This window comes from Streptomyces sp. NPDC048018 (assembly GCF_043202995.1).
Lineage (GTDB): Bacteria > Actinomycetota > Actinomycetes > Streptomycetales > Streptomycetaceae > Streptomyces.
Map to the genome: position 1 here is coordinate 218,834 of NZ_JBIDBK010000002.1, position 15,542 is coordinate 234,375.

13 protein-coding genes and 1 tRNA gene are annotated in these 15,542 nt (G+C 72.6%); 4 read left to right on the forward strand and 10 right to left on the reverse strand.

What is annotated here, in order from left to right; genetic code table 11:
* Positions 1–84 precede the first annotated feature (84 nt).
* The gene (locus ACGF1Z_RS06825) at positions 85–747 is read right to left on the reverse strand and encodes an ANTAR domain-containing response regulator (RefSeq protein ID WP_393000749.1); all 663 of its coding nucleotides are present in this window, start codon (positions 745–747) and stop codon (positions 85–87) included.
* 95 nt (positions 748–842) lie between these two features.
* Between ACGF1Z_RS06825 and ACGF1Z_RS06830 the strand changes: the two genes are divergently transcribed.
* Both ACGF1Z_RS06830 and ACGF1Z_RS06835 read left to right on the forward strand, forming a co-directional pair.
* Positions 843–924: transfer RNA gene (locus ACGF1Z_RS06830), tRNA-Leu, on the forward strand.
* Positions 925–1,009: 85 nt separating this feature from the next.
* Positions 1,010–1,144: a hypothetical protein gene (locus ACGF1Z_RS06835; protein WP_393000751.1), complete on the forward strand. Its 135-nt coding sequence runs from the start codon at positions 1,010–1,012 to the stop codon at positions 1,142–1,144.
* Positions 1,145–1,147: 3 nt separating this feature from the next.
* Here ACGF1Z_RS06835 and pyk read toward each other — a convergent pair whose 3' ends face one another.
* Positions 1,148–2,578 (reverse strand): pyruvate kinase, encoded by a 1,431-nt coding sequence (pyk, locus tag ACGF1Z_RS06840; RefSeq protein WP_393000753.1) that lies wholly within the window; start codon positions 2,576–2,578, stop codon positions 1,148–1,150.
* Positions 2,579–2,724: 146 nt separating this feature from the next.
* Positions 2,725–3,399, reverse strand: a complete 675-nt coding sequence (locus ACGF1Z_RS06845; RefSeq protein WP_393000755.1) for an SIMPL domain-containing protein — start codon at positions 3,397–3,399, stop codon at positions 2,725–2,727.
* 125 nt (positions 3,400–3,524) lie between these two features.
* Here ACGF1Z_RS06845 and ACGF1Z_RS06850 point away from each other — a divergent pair, with 125 nt between their 5' ends.
* The gene (locus tag ACGF1Z_RS06850) at positions 3,525–5,336 is read left to right on the forward strand and encodes a bifunctional metallophosphatase/5'-nucleotidase (RefSeq protein ID WP_393000757.1); all 1,812 of its coding nucleotides are present in this window, start codon (positions 3,525–3,527) and stop codon (positions 5,334–5,336) included.
* A gap of 117 nt (positions 5,337–5,453) precedes the next feature.
* On the opposite strand, the gene ACGF1Z_RS06855 is transcribed toward ACGF1Z_RS06850, so the two are convergent.
* From ACGF1Z_RS06855 to ACGF1Z_RS06870, 4 genes are all read right to left on the reverse strand, one after another.
* Complete coding sequence (locus ACGF1Z_RS06855; protein WP_393000759.1) at positions 5,454–6,869, reverse strand: lysine N(6)-hydroxylase/L-ornithine N(5)-oxygenase family protein; 1,416 nt, start codon at positions 6,867–6,869, stop codon at positions 5,454–5,456.
* Positions 6,866–8,248: a pyridoxal phosphate-dependent decarboxylase family protein gene (locus tag ACGF1Z_RS06860; RefSeq protein WP_393000761.1), complete on the reverse strand. Its 1,383-nt coding sequence runs from the start codon at positions 8,246–8,248 to the stop codon at positions 6,866–6,868. The genes ACGF1Z_RS06855 and ACGF1Z_RS06860 overlap by 4 nt, the downstream gene beginning before the upstream one ends.
* 316 nt (positions 8,249–8,564) lie before the next feature.
* Positions 8,565–10,187, reverse strand: a complete 1,623-nt coding sequence (locus ACGF1Z_RS06865; RefSeq protein ID WP_393000763.1) for a multicopper oxidase family protein — start codon at positions 10,185–10,187, stop codon at positions 8,565–8,567.
* Positions 10,180–10,557: a hypothetical protein gene (locus ACGF1Z_RS06870; RefSeq protein WP_393000765.1), complete on the reverse strand. Its 378-nt coding sequence runs from the start codon at positions 10,555–10,557 to the stop codon at positions 10,180–10,182. The genes ACGF1Z_RS06865 and ACGF1Z_RS06870 overlap by 8 nt, the downstream gene beginning before the upstream one ends.
* Before the next feature lie 108 nt (positions 10,558–10,665).
* Between ACGF1Z_RS06870 and ACGF1Z_RS06875 the strand changes: the two genes are divergently transcribed.
* A complete protein-coding gene (locus tag ACGF1Z_RS06875; RefSeq protein ID WP_393000767.1) occupies positions 10,666–11,556 on the forward strand; it encodes a LysR family transcriptional regulator in 891 nt (296 codons plus the stop codon).
* A gap of 63 nt (positions 11,557–11,619) precedes the next feature.
* Here the strand turns inward: ACGF1Z_RS06875 and pepN are convergent, their stop codons facing one another.
* From pepN to ACGF1Z_RS06890, 3 genes are all read right to left on the reverse strand, one after another.
* Positions 11,620–14,112, reverse strand: coding sequence for an aminopeptidase N (pepN, locus tag ACGF1Z_RS06880; protein WP_393000769.1), 2,493 nt, complete (start codon positions 14,110–14,112; stop codon positions 11,620–11,622).
* Positions 14,113–14,214: 102 nt separating this feature from the next.
* On the reverse strand, positions 14,215–15,228 hold the full coding sequence (locus tag ACGF1Z_RS06885) for an asparaginase (RefSeq protein WP_393000771.1): 1,014 nt from the start codon (positions 15,226–15,228) through the stop codon (positions 14,215–14,217).
* Complete coding sequence (locus ACGF1Z_RS06890) at positions 15,228–15,536, reverse strand: chorismate mutase (protein ID WP_393000773.1); 309 nt, start codon at positions 15,534–15,536, stop codon at positions 15,228–15,230. The genes ACGF1Z_RS06885 and ACGF1Z_RS06890 overlap by 1 nt, the downstream gene beginning before the upstream one ends.
* Positions 15,537–15,542 lie beyond the last annotated feature (6 nt).

Here is a 15,542-nt window from a genome sequence, read left to right on the forward strand (position 1 = left end):
CCGCCCCACACAGCCGTGGGGCGGGCCTTCGCCGTGTCCGCGGGTCACCGCCGCGTACGGGGCCACGGTCCGGGACGGAGCCTCCTACTGCTCCTTGGCCCTGGCCGCCTTCTTCTCCTCGGCGTCCTCGATGACCGCCTCGGCGACCTGCTGCATCGACATGCGACGGTCCATCGACGTCTTCTGGATCCAGCGGAACGCCGCCGGCTCGGTCAGGCCGTACTGCGTCTGCAGGATCGACTTGGCACGGTCGACGAGCTTGCGGGTCTCCAGGCGCTGGGAGAGATCGGCGACCTCCTGCTCCAGAGCGCGCAACTCGGCGAAACGCGACACGGCCATCTCGATCGCCGGCACCACGTCGCTCTTGCTGAACGGCTTCACCAGGTAGGCCATGGCCCCGGCGTCCCGGGCCCGCTCGACGAGCTCGCGCTGGGAGAAGGCGGTCAGCATCAGGACCGGGGCGATGGACTCGCCGGCGATCTTCTCGGCCGCCGAGATGCCGTCGAGGACGGGCATCTTCACGTCGAGGATGACCAGGTCGGGACGGTGCTCCCGGGCGAGCTCCACGGCCGTGGCGCCGTCGCCGGCCTCACCGACGACGGTGTAGCCCTCCTCCTCCAGCATCTCCTTGAGGTCGAGACGGATGAGGGCCTCGTCCTCGGCGATGACGACACGGGTCGTCAGCGGCGGGACGTGGGACGCGGCGGCGTCATCGGCGTCGGGCTGGGGCGACTCGGGGGCGGTCACGGGGGCTCCTCGTTCCAGGGCAGATCTGCTGCTGCCAGCAGCCTACCCAGCTGAGGGAAGCGCCGGTCACCGGGTACACTCCGACAAGCAACGTTGCCGGGTTGGTGGAATCGGCATACACACGGCCCTCAAAAGGCCGCGCCGAAAGGCTTGCGGGTTCGAATCCCGCACCCGGCACAGCGATGGAAGGCGGAGGCTCACGTTCGCGTGAGTCTTCGCTTTTTGCTACATGCAGCCACATCGGATCACACAGAGTGGCTGCATGCACTTCCATGGAACAGGCGTACGGCACGAGCGGAAGCGGTACGAGTACCCCCGCTCCTTCTTCACCACCTCGTCCGCCGACATCATCCGGCTCCTCACCGACGCCCTCGACCGCGTCGGCCCCGAGTACTGAGCGTCAGTTGGCCACCGGGTCGCCGATGTGGTGGACCCTGACCAGGTTGGTGGAGCCCGCGACGCCGGGGGGCGAGCCCGCCGTGATGACGACGATGTCCCCCTTCCTGCAGCGTCCGATCCGCAGGAGTTCCTCGTCCACCTGGGCGACCATCGCGTCGGTGGAGTCCACGTGCGGGCCGAGGAAGGTCTCGACGCCCCAGGTGAGGTTGAGCTGGGAGCGGGTGGCCGGGTCGGGGGTGAAGGCGAGGAGGGGGATCGGGGAGCGGTAGCGGGAGAGGCGCTTGACGGTGTCGCCGGACTGGGTGAAGGCGACGAGGAACTTGGCGCCGAGGAAGTCGCCGATCTCGGCGGCGGCGCGGGCGACGGCGCCGCCCTGGGTGCGGGGTTTGTTGCGGTCGGTCAGGGGCGGGAGGCCCTTGGCGAGGACGTCTTCTTCCGCCGCCTCGACGATCCGGCTCATGGTGCGCACGGTCTCGATGGGGTACTTGCCGACGCTGGTCTCGCCGGACAGCATCACGGCGTCGGTGCCGTCGATGACGGCGTTGGCGACGTCGGAGGCCTCGGCGCGGGTGGGCCGGGAGTTGTCGATCATCGAGTCGAGCATCTGGGTGGCGACGATGACCGGCTTGGCGTTGCGCTTGGCGAGTTTGACTGCCCGCTTCTGGACGATCGGCACCTGTTCCAGGGGCATTTCGACGCCGAGGTCGCCGCGGGCGACCATGATGCCGTCGAAGGCGGCGACGATGTCGTCGATGTTGTCGACGGCCTGCGGCTTCTCGATCTTGGCGATGACCGGGATCCGGCGGTCTTCCTCGGCCATGATGCGGTGGACGTCCTCGACGTCGCGGCCGCTGCGGACGAAGGAGAGGGCGATGACGTCGGCGCCGGTGCGCAGGGCCCAGCGGAGGTCGTCGACGTCCTTTTCGGAGAGGGCGGGGACGGAGACGGCGACGCCGGGCAGGTTGAGGCCCTTGTTGTCGGAGATGATGCCGCCTTCGACGACCCGGGTGTGGACGCGGGGTCCGTCGACGGAGGTGACCTCCAGGGTGACGCGGCCGTCGTCGACGAGGATGCGTTCGCCGGTGGTGACGTCGTCGGCGAGGCCGGCGTAGGTGGTGCCGCACTGGTGGCGGTCGCCTTCCACCGGTTCGACGGTGATGGTGAAGCTGTCGCCGCGTTCAAGGAGTACGGGGCCTTCGCGGAATCGCCCGAGGCGGATCTTCGGACCTTGAAGGTCGGCGAGAACGCCGACGCTGCGGCCGGTTTCCTCGGCGGCTTTGCGGACGTGCTGGTAGCGCACTTCGTGGTCGAGGTAGCTGCCGTGGCTGAGGTTGAAGCGGGCGACGTCCATTCCGGCCTCGATCAACGCCTTGATCTGGTCGTATGTGTCGGTGGCGGGCCCTAGGGTGCAGACGATTTTTGCTCGGCGCATAGGACGAGCCTAGGCCTTACCAGCGGGTAGCGAAGGGGCCGGGCATGACTACTCAACAACCTTTCCGTGAAAGGTTGTTGACAAGTATTGAATTTGTGCGCCGGGTTGCTCCGATGAGCGCGTGACGGGCCGAATAGGCGTTCGTCTCAGAGTGCGGGAGGGGCCATCGTGAAGCGTGCGGCGACCTCCGCGGTGACCGTCTGGCGCTGTGGTTCCAGGTCCAGCGGAGCGGGCGCCTCCGCGGTCTCGGCCGCGAAGGCCATGCGCATGCCGCCGGCCGGCGCGGGCATGCCCGGGCCGAGTCCGGTGTCGGAGAGTTCGAGCAGCGCCACCAGGGAGGTGTCGAGCGCCTCGGCGTACTCGCGTGCGCGGCGCACGGCTTCCCGTACGGCCTGTCGGCGGGCCTCGGCGTGCTGCGGGGAGTCCGGGCGCAGGGCCCACCAGGGGCCGTCGACGCGGGTCCACTCCAGGTCGGCGAGGCGGGTGACGAGTTCGCCGAGGGCCGTGAAGTCGGTGAGTTCGGCCGTGAGGTGGACCCAGCCCTGGTAGCCGCGGGCCCGCTCGCCGCGGCCGTGCCGGGCGGGCTCCGGGGTGACGGACAGGGCGCCGGTCTCCAGTGCGGCGACGGCGTCGCCGTAGGACTTCACGAGGGCGATGGCCTCGGCGTTACGGCCCGTCAGGGCGGCCAGGACCGCGTTCCGGTCGGTGCCCCTGGCGCGCACGGCGACCCCGATCCGGGCGAGCTCGGGTTCGACCTCCAGGCGGCCCTCGCCGCGGACCGTCACCTGGGGGGCCTCGGCGGTGGGGTGCTGTTGCGTCATACCGAACACTTTCCCACTCCGTAACTCGAAAGGTCTGTTGCGACCGCGCGGTCTGAGCCAGAATCTACGCGCGTTGTGCGCCGACGAACGCGCCTGCGCCACAGAACAAAAGGGGAGAAACACTCATGCCGCTGAACCGCAGGACGTTCCTGGAGCGCTCGGCCGCCGCCGGGGCCGGTGTGGCCCTCGCCGGGGCCGTCACCGCCCCCGCCGAGGCCGCCGAGCAGACCGCCGGCGCCGGCCGTCCGCACCCGCGGAAGCGGTACTCCTTCACCGTGATGGGCACCACCGACCTGCACGGGAACGTCTTCAACTGGGACTACTTCACCGACAAGGAGTTCGACGACAAGGCCCACAACGACGTCGGCCTCGCCAAGATCTCCACCCTGGTCGACCAGGTGCGCGCGGCGAAGGGCGAGGGCAACACCCTGCTCATCGACGCCGGTGACACCATCCAGGGCACCCAGCTGTCCTACTACTACGCCAAGGTCGACCCCATCACCCAGGCCGGCGGCCCGGTCCACCCGATGGCGCAGGCCATGAACGCCATCGGCTACGACGCCGCGGCGCTGGGCAACCACGAGTTCAACTACGGCATCCCGGTGCTGCGGAAGTTCCAGCAGCAGTGCGACTTCCCGCTGCTCGGCGCGAACGCGCTCGACGCGAAGACCCTGCGCCCGGCCTTCCCGCCGTTCAGCCTCCACCGCCTGTGCACCCCGCACGGGCGGGACGTGACGGTCGCCGTCCTCGGGCTGACCAACCCGGGCATCGCCATCTGGGACAAGGCGAACGTCTCCGGCAAGATGGTCTTCCCCGGCCTGGAGGAGCAGGCGGCGAAGTGGGTGCCGAAGCTGCGTTCCATGGGCGCGGACGTGGTGATCGTGTCCGCCCACTCGGGCTCCAGCGGCACCTCCTCGTACGGGGACCAGCTGCCGTACGTGGAGAACGCGGCCGCCCTCGTGGCCGAGCAGGTCCCGGGCATCGACGCGATCCTGGTCGGTCACGCGCACACCGAGATCCCCGAGTACCGGGTCACGAACAAGGCGACCGGCAAGGACGTCGTCCTGTCCGAGCCGCTCAAGTGGGGCCAGCGTCTGACCCTCTTCGACTTCGAGCTGGTGTGGGAGAAGGGCCGCTGGGTCGTCGAGAAGGCCGGCGCCACGGTCCTCAACTCCAACACGGTGGCCGAGGACCCGGAGATCACCGGGCTGCTCGCGGACGAGCACAAGAAGGTCGTGGCGTACGTCAACCAGGTCATCGGCACCTCCACCGCGGCCATGACCACGGCCGACGCGCCGTGGAAGGACGAGCCGATCATCGATCTGATCAACGTCGTCCAGGCCGAGACCGTGAAGGCCGCCCTGGCGGGCGGTGCGTACGCGAACCTGCCGGTGCTGTCGCAGGCCTCCTGCTTCTCCCGGACGGCCCGCATCCCGGCCGGCGCGGTCTCCATCAAGGACGCCGCCGGTCTCTATCCCTTCGAGAACACCCTGGAGGCCCGTCTGATGACGGGCGCCCAGCTCAGGGACTACCTGGAGTACTCGGCGCGGTACTACGTCCAGACCCCTGCGGGCGCGCCCGTGGACACCGCGAAGCTCACCAACGCGGACAACACGCCGGACTACAACTACGACGCGGTGTCGGGTCTGTCCTACGACATCGACATCGCCAAGCCGGCCGGTCAGCGGATCGCGAACCTGACCTTCCAGGGCAGGCCGCTGGACCCGGCGGCGCAGTTCGTGCTCGCGGTCAACAACTACCGGGCCAGTGGTGGCGGCGCGTTCCCGCACGTCGCCAAGGCGCAGCAGCTGTGGGCGAACTCGGACGAGATCCGCAACACCATCATCCAGTGGGTGAAGGCGAAGGGGACGGTCGACCCGGGCGCGTTCGCGTCGGTGGACTGGAAGCTGACCCGGGACGGCGTGCCGGTCTTCTAGGTCCTGTCGTCACACTCCCGTCGTTGCCCGGAGGGCGGCCCCGCGGCGTCAGGTGTCGTCGCGGGGCAGGCGGGATTCCGACGACCGGGCCAAGGGGTCACGGGTGGCGCGCGGGCGTCACAGGTGGCGAGCGAGAGGCGTCAGCTTCCGGCCCTGGGCCGGAATGCCGGGCGCCTCTCGCGCGTCGAGGCCGAAGCTGGTGAAGGCGGTGCGGCGGGGCAGCGGGTAGGTCTCCTTGCCGGTGACCGAGTTGAGGATGACGGCGCTGCGCCAGGCGGCCAGGCCCAGGTCGGGGGCGCCGACGCCGTGGGTGTGCCGTTCGGCGTTCTGGACGTAGACCGATCCGGTGACCGACGGGTCGAGGACCAGCCGGTAGTCGGCGTCGATGCGGGCGCGGCCGGCGGAGTCGTGGCGGAGGTAGGGGTCGAGGCCGGCGAGCATGCGGTCGACGGGGCGCTCCCGGTAGCCGGTGGCGAGGACGACGGCGTCGGTGGTGAGCCGGGAGCGGGTGGACTGCTGGAGGTGTTCCAGGTGCAGCTCGACCTTGGTGGTGGCGACGCGGCCGGCGGTGCGGACCCGGACGCCGGGGGTGAGGACGGCGTCGGGCCAGCCGCCGTGGAGGGTGCGGCGGTAGAGCTCGTCGTGGATGGCGGCGATGGTGTCGGCGTCGATGCCCTTGTGCAGCTGCCACTGGCGGGGCATGAGTTCGCCCCGGACGTGTTCGGGCAGGGCGTGGAAGTAGCGGGTGTAGTCGGGGGTGAAGTGTTCCAGGCCCAGTTTGGAGTACTCCATGGGGGCGAAGGCCTCGGTGCGGGCCAGCCAGTGGATCCCCTCCCGGCCGGCGGGGCGGGCGCGCAGCAGGTCGAGGAAGACCTCGGCGCCGGACTGGCCGGAGCCGATGACGGTGACGTGTGGGGCGGCGAGCAAGGTCTCGCGGTGCGCGAGGTAGTCGGCGGAGTGGAAGACGGGCACGCCGGGGGCCTCGGCGAGCGGGCGGAGCGGCTCGGGGACGTACGGTTCGGTGCCGACGCCGAGGACGATGTTGCGGGTGTAGGAGCGGCCCAGGGCGGCGGCCTCGCCGTCGGGGTCGAGGTGGGTGTAGTCGACTTCGAACAGGCGCCGTTCGGGGTTCCAGCGGACGGAGTCGACCTGGTGGGCGAAGTGGAGGCCGGTGAGGCGTTCGCTGACCCAGCGGCAGTAGGCGTCGTACTCGGCGCGCTGGATGTGGAACTTCTCGGCGAAGTAGAAGGGGAAGAGGCGGTCCCGGGCGCGCAGGTAGTTGAGGAAGGTCCAGGGGCTGGCCGGGTCGGCGAGGGTCACGAGGTCGGCGAGGAAGGGGACCTGGAGGGTGGCGCCCTCGATGAGGAGTCCGGGGTGCCAGTGGAAGGCCGGGCGCTGCTCGTAGAAGGCCGTCGCGAGGCCGCCGGGGACGCCGTGGCCGAGGGCGGCGAGCGAGAGGTTGAACGGGCCGATGCCGACGCCCACCAGGTCGTACGGGTGGTCGAGGTCGTGCTGGGGGGTGCTGCCGGTCATCGGTCGATGCCGCCTTCCACGAGGGTGATGAGCGCTGCCAGGTCGTCCGGGGTGGCGTGGGGGTTGAGCAGGGTGGCCTTGAGCCACAGCCGGCCGTCGGCCGTGGCCCGGCCGAGGACGGCGCGGCCTTCGGTGAGGAGGGTGCGGCGGATGCCGGCGACGGTGGCGTCGGTGGCGTCGTGCGGCCGGAAGAGGACGGTGGTGAGGGTGGGCCGGGCGTAGAGCTCCAGGCCGGGGGTCTTCTCGACGAGGTCGGCGAGTTGCTGCGCCTGTGCCGTGCAGGCGTCGACGAGGGCGCCGAGTCCGCTGCGGCCGAGGGCGCGCAGGGTGACGGCGGTCTTGAGGACGTCGGGGCGGCGGGTGGTGCGCAGGGAGCGCCCGAGGAGGTCGGGGATGCCGGCTTCGGTGTCGTCGTCCGCGTTCAGGTAGTCGGCGGTGTGTCCGAGGACGGCGAGGTCGGCGGCGTCGCGTAGGGCGAGGAGTCCGGCGGCGGCCGGCTGCCAGCCCAGTTTGTGCAGGTCGACGGTGACGGTGCGGGCCCGGTCGAGGCCGGCGAGGAGCGGGCGGTGGGTGTCGCTGAACAGGAGGGGGCCGCCGTAGGCCGCGTCGACGTGCAGTTCCGTGCCGGGGTGGGCCGCGCAGAGGTCGGCGATCTCCGGGAGGGGGTCGATCAGGCCGGCGTCGGTGGTGCCGGCGGTCGCGGCGACGAGCAGGGGGCGGCCGGCGAGATCGGTGAGGGCCTCGTCGAGGGCGACGAGGTCGATGGTGCCGCTGGGGGCGGGCACGACGACCGGCTCGGGCAGGCCGAGGAGCCAGGCGGCGCGGTGGAAGGAGTGGTGGGCGTTGGCTCCGACGACGGTTCGGACGGAGCCGTGGCGCTCGCGGGCGAGGAGCAGGGCGAGCTGGTTGGACTCGGTGCCGCCGGTGGTGACGAGGGCGTCGGGGGCGGGCGCCGCCGGGAACACCTCGGCCGCGAGCGCGGCCGAGACGAGCGCTTCGAGCGCTGAGGCGGCCGGGGCCTGGTCCCAGGAGTCCATGGACGGGTTGAGCACGGACGCGGCGAGGTCGGCGGCGGCCGCGAGGGCGAGGGGCGGGGTGTGCAGGTGCGCCGCGCAGAGGGGGTGCGCGGGGTCGGCGGCGCCGGCGGCGAGGGCGTGGACGAGGGTGCGCAGGGCCTCGTCCGGGCCGGTCCCGGTCTCGGTGAGGGCCGGGCCGGCGAGGACGTCGCGCAGGCGCTGTGCGACGGCTTCGGGGCCGCCGGCCGGGAGGGGTCCGCCGCGTTCCTCCGCGCCGGCGCGGAGGGCGTCGAGGGCGGTGTCGAGCAGCGGGCGGAGTGCGTCGGGCCCGGGGGCGCCTCCGGCGAGGGGTGCGGCACGCATGGACGACAGCGTGCCGGGGGTTGTCGGGGTTTGTCCGGCGACCGGGTGTGGATGACCCGAACGAGGGATACCGGCCGGGCGTGGCCTGGCGGGTGGGGCGGCGGTGCGGTAGGGAGGCGGCCGGTTGAGGGGGTGCGGTAGGGGCGCGGCTGGGTGGGCGGGGCACGGCCTGGGGGTGGGGCACGGCCTGGCGGGTGGATGGGGGTGGCGGTGCGTGGGGAGGCGGCCGGTCGGGGGCGCACGGCCTGGCGGTGGGATCAGGGCGCCCCCGGCCGGGGTGAGGGGGTCCGGGTGGGTCGGCGCCGGGGACGGGGGGCTAGACGACCTCCAGGTTGGCCATCATGCCCATGTCCTCGTGTTCGGCGTTGTGACAGTGGAAGAGGTAGCGGCCGCGATAGCCGTCCCAGCGGGTGAGGATTTCGGCGGACTCGCCGGGGCGGAGGGAGACGGTGTCCTTGAGGCCCGCGTCGTGGGGCCGTGGGGGCCTGCCGCCGCGGGAGACGACGCGGAAGCCGGTGAGGTGGAGGTGGACCGGGTGGTGGACGTCGGCGACCAGGCGCCAGAGTTCGACGTCGCCGAGGCGGACCCGGACGTCGGAGCGGGCCGGGTCGAAGGGCCGGCCTCCGATCAGCCAGCCGTGCTTCCCGTCCTCGCCCATGCGGCCCGCGCGGAAGGCGAAGTCGCGGACCCGGACCGCGTCCCGGCGGCGCCAGGTCGGGAGGTCGGTGGCGAGGGTGCCGGGGACGCGGCTGGGATCGGCGGCCCGGCGGGCGACGCGGAAGGCCATCACGTCGCGGGTGCGGCCGCTGCCGAGCCGGTTGAGGAGGCGGACGAGCCCGCCGACCGGCTGGTGGGTGAAGTCAACGACGAGGTCGTAGCGTTCGGCCGGGGCGATCGGCAGGCTCCCGTGGGTGACGGGTGCCGCCAGCAGGCCCTGGTCGGAGCCGATCTGGACGAGGGGGAGGCCGCGGCCGTCGCCGTCGACGGCGACCAGGTCGTAGTGCCGGGCGTTCGACGCGTTCAGGACGCGCAGCCGGTAGCGGGCCGCGTCGACCTCGTGGACGGGCCAGGGGGCGCCGTTGACCAGGACGACGTCGCCGAGGACGCCGGCGAGGTACGGCTCGCGGACGCCGGGGCGGGTGCGGAGGGTGGGGTCGAGGGACGGGTAGTCGAGGCTTCCGTCGGCGGCGAACGCCCGGTCCGTGATCATCAGGGGCAGTTCCCGCGGCCCGGCGGGCAGCCCGAGCGCCTCCTCGGCGGCGTCGCGCACGAGGTGGAACCCGGCCAGGCCGCGCCAGATCGCCGGGGCGGTGAAGTCCATCCGGTGGTCGTGGTACCAGAGCAGCGCCGGGCGCTGGTCGAGCGGGAAGGTGTAGTCGCGGGTCAGCCGGGTCCGTACGGCTCTCGGGTCGTGCATGGGGTGGGGGGCGCCGGCCGCCGTTCCCGGGTGTGCCGGGTGCGGTGCGCCGTGGGTGCCGGGCGCCGGCCAGCCCGCGGGGATGACCAGGTCGGTGGGGTAGCCGTCGGAGTCCGCGGGGGTGCGTCCGCCGTGCAGGTGGACGACGGTCGGGACGGGCAGTTCGTTGCGGTGCGTCACGGTGACCGGCCGGCCGCGGCGCGACTCGATCGTGGGGCCGGGGAAGGTGCCGCCGTAGGTCCACAGGGGCGTTCTGATGCCGGGCAGGATCTCCGCCGTCGTCGCGCGCTGCACGATCTCGTAGCGGTCCGTGCCGCCGGAGGTGGCCACGGGTGCGAGGACGGCGGGGAGCGGCAGCGGGATCGTGTACGGGGGCGGCAGCGGTACGGCGCTGCGCAGTTCGGCGCCGGTGAGGGCGGGGCGCCGGGAGAGTGCCGCCGCGGTCGCGAGTCCGCCGGCCGCCATCGCCCCGAGCGCGCCGCCGACCGCGAGGGCCCGGCGTCGGGTCATCGGCTCAGGCATCGGCGGTCTCCCGTCGGACGAGGGGCCGGGCCCACACCGCGACGAACAGCAGGGCGGCGCCGACGACGGTGAACACGCCGAGCGGGATGTGCAGCCACAGGGCGCCGGCCGTCCCGGCCACGTACTGCAGCGACTCGGCGACCGCCAGGCCCAGCGTCGCCTGGAAGGGCCAGGAGCGGCGCAGCCGTGCCCAGAGGACGATCGCGACGACCAGTTGGACCAGGCACAGGGAGGTGACGACGTCGGCCCCCGTCCCGTGCAGGCCGAGTCCGTCGAAGTCGCCGCTCAGATAGACGCCGGCGAACACCGGCTGTCCGAAGACCGCGACCACGTGCGCGGTGACGACGGCCCGCCATACGCTCCTCAGCATGAGGCGCCCCTCCCCCTCGTGTCGTCGGTGGGTGAACGCTTCGACGCTATGACCGCGGCGATATCCTGTCCAAGATCAATATCGCTATGGAGCTATGTCTCGGGGGGCATGATGGATCTCCACTCGCTCCGGCAGTTCGTCGTGGTGGCCCGGCTGGAGCACCTCAGCCGCGCGGCCGAGGAACTGCGCGTGGCGCAGCCCTCGTTGAGCCGCACGATCGCCCGTCTGGAGGGCGACCTGGGCACGCCGCTCTTCGACCGCGGCAGCCGGCTGCGGCTGAACGACGCGGGGCGGATCTTCCTCCGGCATGTGGAGCGCTCCCTGGGGGAGCTGGACGCGGGGCGCCGGGCCGTCGCCGAGAGCACGGGCGAGGGGTTCGGCACCGTACGGCTCGGCTCGGAGACCTTCCTGACGCTGACCGGTCCGCTCGGGGCGTTCAAGCGGGCCCATCCGGCGGTCGAGGTCGAGCTGCACCAAATGGACGCCGAGGAGATGGCCCGCCGGCTCCGCGCCCGGGAGGTCGATCTGTGCGTGGCCTCCCAGCCGGTGCGCGGGGAGGGCCTGGAGGCGGTGGAGCTCCTGGACGAGGCGGTGTGGGTGGTCGCCCCGCTCGACCACCCGCTGGCCGGCCGGGCCTCGGTGACGGTCGCCGAGCTGGCCGACGAGCCCTTCGTCACGACGCACCGGGGGCACTGGCAGCGGCGGCTCCTCGACCGGCTCTTCACCGGCAACGGCCTCGCGCCTCCGAAGATCGTGTGTCAGGGGGACGAGCCCAGCGCCACGGCCATCCTGGTCGGCGCGGGGCTCGGCATCGGTCTCATCCCGGACATGGCGCGGCGCAGCGCCACCCGTGCCCCGGTCGCCTGGATCGCCGTCGAGGGCCCCGACTGCCGGCGCACCCTGACCCTGCTCAGGAGCGCGGCCGGGGAGCCGGCGGGCGCCGCGCGCCTCATGCGCGCGGCGCTCACCGCCTGGGACTGGGCGTCCGGCCCGGTGTAGGGCCGCCGGACCGGGCGCGGGCCGTGTCGGCGGCTCGGCCCGGCCTGTTCCGAAGGACGGGCCTCAGGCGTCCTCCCCCCGCACCCGCAGTGCGCGGCGCAGGTCGTCGAGTTGGTCGACGAGCTTGCGGTGGAGGGCCGGGGTCATCTCGTCGTGCGTGAGGTGGCGTTCGCCGAGGGCCAGGGACTCCGCGTCGACCGCGTAGGACGGGAAGGCCCAGCGACCGGCGGCCTCGGCCATGGCGGGGCTGCGGCGTCCGGCCATGGCGATGGCGTCGGGGTAGTAGCGGGCCACGTACTCCCGTACGAGGTCGCCCTGTTCGGGCTTCCAGAAGCCCTGGGCGGTGGCGGTGAAGAGGTAGTTGGACAGGTCGTCGGAGGCGAACATGGCGGCCCAGGCGGCCGCCTTCGCCTCCGCCGTGGGCAGGGCGGCGCGGCAGCGGGCCGCGCCCTCCCGGCCGGTGGCGCTCGGGTCGCGGTCGAGTTCGGCGGCGATGGCGGCCTCGTCGGTGGCGCCGAGGACGGCGAGCCGGGCGAGGATGCGCCAGCGCAGCTCGGGGTCGAGCTCGGGGCCGCCGTGGACGGTGCCGTCGGTGAGCCAGGAGGCGATCTTGTCGGGGGTGGTGGCGCTGTCGATGTAGGTGCGGACGGCGGTCAGGCGCAGGCCGGGTGCGTCGCCGTCCTCGGTGCGGCGCATCAGGGCGCGGGCGATCTCGCAGATCGTGGCGAGGGCGGCGGGGCGTTCGGCCGCGGAGGCGTAGCGGTCGGCGATCTGCGTGCGGGCGAAGCCGAGGACGCCCTGGACGAGCGCGAGGTCCGTCTCCTCGGGGAGGTGGGCGAGGGCGGTCTCCAGGTAGGCGGCGGGCTCCAGTTCGCCGTCGCGGACCATGTCGCGCAGCGCGTTCCAGACGACGGCGCGGGTGAGGGGGTCGGGGATGCGGGAGAGGGCGCGCAGGGCGCTCTCCTCGGACACCTCGTCGAAGCGCATCTTGGCGTAGGTGAGGTCGCCGTCGTTGAGGACGACGAGCGCGGGGCGGGGGCCGTCGAGCTCCAGCGGGGCCTGCTGCGGCACGTCCACCCAGGGGCGTTCGCGCAGGACGAGGTCGCCGGCGGGGTCGCGGTCGTAGATGCCGACGGCGAGGCGGTGCGGCCGGCTGCCGTCGCGGTCGACGGTGAGGCGCCAGTGCCGGCCCTCGCCCTCCAGGCGCGGGGTGAGGATGTCGACGCCGGTGGTGCGCAGCCACTGCTCGGCCCAGCCGTGGACGTCGCGGTCGGTGGCGGCGGCGAGGTTGTCGATGAAGTCGGCGAGGGTGGCGTTGCCGAATCTGTGCCGCTTGAAGTGGATGTTGATGCCGGCGAGGAAGTCCTTCTCCCCCATCCAGGCGACGAGCTGCCGCAGCGCGGAGGCGCCCTTGGCGTAGGAGATGCCGTCGAAGTTGAGCAGCGCGGAGGCGGTGTCGGGGACGGCGTCCGGGTCGGGGGCGACGGGGTGGGTGGAGGGCCGCTGGTCGGCCTCGTAGCCCCAGGACTTGCGGGTGACGCCGAAGTCGATCCAGGTGTCGGCGAAGAGATCGGCGCAGGCCTCGTTGACCGTCTGGAAGCCCATGTACTCGGCGAAGGACTCGTTCAGCCAGATGTCGTCCCACCAGCGCAGGGTGACGAGGTCGCCGAACCACATGTGGGCCATCTCGTGGGCGATGACCATGGCGCGGGTCATCCGCTCGGTGTCGGTGACGGCGGAGCGGAAGACGAACTCGTCGCGGAAGGTGACGAGTCCGGGGTTCTCCATGGCGCCGGCGTTGAACTCGGGCACGAAGGCCTGGTCGTACGAGTCGAAGGGGTACGGCTCGTCGAACTTCTCGTGGTAGCGGTCGTAGCAGGCCCTGGTGATGTCGAGGATCTCGTCGGCGTCGGCGTCGAGGTGGGGCGCGAGCGAGCGGCGGCAGTGGATGCCGAAGGGCAGGCCGGCGTGCTCGGTGCGGACGGAGTGCCAGGGTCCGGCGGCGACGCACACGAAGTAGGTGGAGAGCAGCGGGGTGGGGGCGGCCTTCCAGCGCCCGTCCGCCTGCTGCTCGGTGATGCCGTTGGCGAGGACGGTCCAGCCCTCGGGGGCGGTGACGCCGACCTCGAAGACGGCCTTGAGGTCGGGCTGGTCGAAGGCGGCGAAGACGCGCTGGACGTCCTCCATGAACAGCTGGGTGTAGACGTAGGTCTCGCCGTCGGTGGGGTCGGTGAAGCGGTGCATGCCCTCGCCGGTGCGCGAGTAGCGCATGGTGGCGGCGATGCTCAGGGTGTGCTCGCCCTCGGTGAGGGTGAGCGGGAGCCGGTTGCCGTCGAGGGCCTCGGTGTCCAGCGGCTGTCCGTCGAGGACGGCGGAGTGGAGGGCGTCCGGCTTGAGCTCGACGAAGGTGTCCCCGGCGGCGCGGGCGGTGAACCGGATGAGGCTGGTGGACTCGAAGGTCTCGTCGCCGGTCGTGAGGTCGAGGTCCACGGTGTAGTGGTGGACGTCGAGGAGCTGGGCACGGGTCTGCGCTTCGTCGCGCGTCAGTACGGACATGGGGCCCATGCTGCCTGATGCCCCGCGGGACCGGGGAGGGGCGTTCACCGAGAGCTCAGGAGATCCCCCGGGCGCGTCCGGAAGATCCCCCCGGAGGTGCTCTCAGGCGAGTCCGGCGCCGTCGAGGTGGGCGAAGGCGGCGGAGATCCGGGGCCGGTCGTAGCCGGCGGGTCCTCTGGCGCCGCTGGAGAGCAGGGCGTGCAGCAGCAGCCGGGCCTTGACCGGGGCGAGGGGGCCGGCCGGGACGAGGCCGCGGTGCAGCAGGTCGTGCTCGGAGCCGGGGCCCCGGTACGTGTGGGAGAGGGTCGCGCCGGCGCCGGTGCGGGAGGCGAGGACGACGGGCATGCGCGCGGTGAGGGCGGCGAGGGGTTCGACGAACCAGGCGGGGACGTGGCCGGCGCCGAAGGCGGCGACGACCAGGCCGTCGTAGCGCTCGGGTCGTTCCGTGACGAGTTCGAGGAGGTCGCCGCGGTCGCCGAGGGAGAGGGTCAGCAGGGCCACCCGTACGGAGGGGTCGAGGCGGAGCGGGCAGAGCCGGCTGGGGACGGCGGGGCGGAGCAGGATCCGCGGCTCGCCCTCCACGACGACGCCGAGGGGGCCGGCGCCGGGCGAGGTGAAGGTGGCGACGGAGGTGGTGTGGGCCTTGTGGGCGAAGCGGGCGGCGTGGATCTCGTCGGCGAGCACGACGAGGACGCCGAGGTCGCGGCAGGCGGGGTCGGCGGCGACGGCGAGGGCGGCGGCCAGGTTGGCGGGGCCGTCGGCGCCGGGCAGGTCGGGGCGGCGCATGGCGCCGGTGACGACGACGGGCTGCTCGGTGGTGCACACCAGGTCGAGCAGGAAGGCGGTCTCCTCCAGGGTGTCGGTGCCCTGGACGACGACCACGCCGGAGCCGGCGGCGACGGTCGCGGCGACCTCGTCGGCGAGGGCGGTCAGGTCCTCGAAGGAGAGGGAGGAGCTGGGGACCCGCCGGAAGTCCCTGAGCTCGACGTCGATGCCGGAGGGGCCGGAGACGCCGGCACCGAGCTCGGCGAGCACCTCGGCGCCGGACATGCGGGTCGCGTCACCGCCCCGCGCGGAGATGGTGCCCCCCAGGGTGAATACGGTGACGCGCGCCATCAGCGTGCTCCGTCCGCGATCGTCTCGTGGTGGCGGATGACCTCCGCGATGATGAAGTTGAGCAGCTTCTCCGCGAACGCCGGATCCAGTTTCGCGCTCTCGGCGAGTTCCCGCAGCCGGGCGATCTGGCGGGCCTCGCGGGCCGGGTCGGCGGGCGGCAGGTTGTGCTCCGCCTTGAGGACGCCGACCTGCTGGGTGCACTTGAAGCGCTCGGCGAGCATGTGGACCACCGCTGCGTCGATGTTGTCGATGCTCTCGCGCAGTCGGGTCAGGTCGGCCCGTACGGACTCGTCGATGTCGTCGCTCATGATGCG